General features: G+C 42.3%; 2 protein-coding genes. Both read right to left on the bottom strand.

Annotation, left to right across the window (positions count from 1 at the left end):
• The coding region (rsxC, locus tag G322_RS0118790) for an electron transport complex subunit RsxC (protein ID WP_022943212.1) at positions 1 to 1,713 on the bottom strand (1,713 nt) is incomplete at its 3' end.
• 2 nt (positions 1,714 to 1,715) lie between these two features.
• Positions 1,716 to 2,273: an electron transport complex subunit RsxB gene (gene rsxB, locus G322_RS0118785; RefSeq protein WP_022943211.1), complete on the bottom strand. Its 558-nt coding sequence runs from the start codon at positions 2,271 to 2,273 to the stop codon at positions 1,716 to 1,718.
• Positions 2,274 to 2,359 lie beyond the last annotated feature (86 nt).

The following is a 2,359-nucleotide window of genomic DNA, read 5'->3' as shown; positions in this document are numbered from 1 at the left end:
TGCGGCTGCCACGGCTGCTTTTTTAGGATCTATTTCTGTTGCTTCAGTGTTTTCCTTATTATTTTCAAGTGCTGCTTTTTTTGCTTTTGCGCGGGCGATAGCGGCCGCTACTGCTGGATTTTTATTGGTAACTTCAGTTGGCTCTTTTTGAGATGCTTTCTTCGCTTTGGCGCGTGCAAGTGCTGCTGCAATAAGATCCTCTCCGCCATTTTTATCTTTTAACTGTATTTTACGCTTTTCTGCGGCTGCTTTATGTTTTGCTTGTCTGTCTAATTTGGCTTGTGTAAGTCGTGCATCACGATTTTCATGACGAACTCGTGCAATCTCTGCTTTTTTAGAGTCTATTTTTGCACTATTAATTTCAGCTTTGGCAATACGATAATATTCAACTAAAGGGATATGACTTGGACAAACGAAAGCACAGGCGCCACATTCAATACACGCACTGAGGTTATACTCATCCAGTTTGTCATGATCTTGGCTTTTTGAGTACCATAAAAGCTGTTGTGGTAGGAGGCTTACTGGGCAAGCTTGCGCACATTCTGAGCAACGAATACAGGGCATCTCAGCAGGTGACTCAGGCATCTCTTGAATCGTTGGAGCAAGAATACAATTACAGGTTTTGGTCACGGGGGCTGAGGTGTCTTCAATAGTGAAACCCATCATTGGCCCACCAATAATCAGTTGCTGTACGGCTATCGAGTTTACCCAATATCTATCTAAAAGGTATTGAATTGGTGTGCCGATACGTACACTGACATTGCCTTTTTTTTGCAGAGAATCACCCGTCAGGGTAACAATGCGTGAGGTCAGTGGCTTGGCATCAATGATTGCTTGCTTAATAGCAAACACCGTGCCGATATTATGCATCACAATACCTAACTCACTAGGGTGTTTACCCAATGGTGTTTGCTGTCCTGTGATTATTTCAATAAGCTGTTTTTCACTACCAGAAGGGTAAATTGTAGGAATAATACGTAAGCTAATATTGTTTTTATTGGGACTTTTTGCGAGTGCTTCTTGCAAGCTAATAATGGCATCACTTTTATTATCTTCAATGGCAATAATAGTGAGTTCAGGTTTAAGAATATGATTTAGTACATTGATACCTTCGATGATTTCATCGGCTTGCTCTTGTATTAATCGATCATCAGCGGTGATGTAAGGTTCGCATTCTGCTGCATTAATGAGTAGCAGTTTAATGGCATCGTGATGTACTAATTTAAGGTGGCTTGGAAAGCCTGCACCGCCTAAACCGACAATACCTGCTTGTTGGATCTGCTCCACTAATAACGCAGGAGTAACGGTTCGGTAATCTTGTGGTTTGATATATTCAACAGATCGGTCTAAACCATCGGTTTGAATCACCACCGATAAAACACTCAACCCTGATGGGTGTAGGTCACAACGTTTTTCTATTGCACTGACAAAACCAGAACTTGTTGCATGTTGTACGACCATCGCGCCATACACTTTAGTGAGTGGCTGGCCTTTTAAAACAGACTCTCCTACTTTTACTAACAACTCTGGTGTGTGGCCTTTGTGCTCAACGGAAATAATAAGTGTGGCGGGAATACCTGCATCACGAATTGCAGTTTGGTTGCTCTGGTGCTTATTTTCTTGTGGATGAATACCACCGTGAAAAGTCCACAACTTAGCCGATGAAATAGTGGCTAATTGCTCATCACTGAGCAGGTTAAATTTATCTGTCATACTTAAAGCTCAGTGTTAATTTTGGTTGGAATTCGTTGTAGATTCCATTGCCAATTTTTGGTGGTTATCTCAATAGGCAACATATCAATACAGTCCGTTGGGCAGGGTGCAACACATAACTCACAACCAGTACACTCATCGGTGATCACGGTATGCATCTGCCTTGTTGCACCCATAATGGCATCTACAGGACAAGCCTGAATACATTTTGTGCAACCGATACATGCGTCTTCACGAATAAATGCAATTAATTTAGGTTGCTCTTCACCTTCTAATTGCTGTGGTTCAATGCCCATTCGCTCAGCCAGTTGGCGCATCACGGCATCGCCACCCGGCGGACATTTATTAATTTCCTCTCCATCGGCAATTGCTTGTGCGTAAGGTTTACAACCCGGGTAACCGCATTGACCACATTGCGTTTGCGGTAACATGGCATCTAACTCTTCAACAATCGGAGATGCTTTGACTTTAAAACGAATCGAGGAGTAACCCAGCAACGCCCCAAAAACAGCCGCTAAAATACCTAATGCTAAAACAGCAATCGCGATACTGATGATCATTTAATTAAGTCCTGTGAATAGCATAAGCGCCAGTGGATTTTAATTGTCGCTGTGATCATTTAATTAAGTCCTGTGAATCGCATAAG

Source organism: Psychromonas hadalis ATCC BAA-638, assembly GCF_000420245.1.
Classification (GTDB): Bacteria; Pseudomonadota; Gammaproteobacteria; order Enterobacterales; family Psychromonadaceae; genus Psychromonas; species Psychromonas hadalis.
Note: the sequence above shows the minus strand (reverse complement) of the source record. Positions and strands in the feature narration are given on the sequence as shown.

What these genes read in the sequence shown, in the direction of transcription:
- rsxB (WP_022943211.1), bottom strand. Translation starts at nt 2,273, where the DNA reads ATGATCATCAGTATCGCGATTGCTGTTTTAGCATTAGGTATTTTAGCG.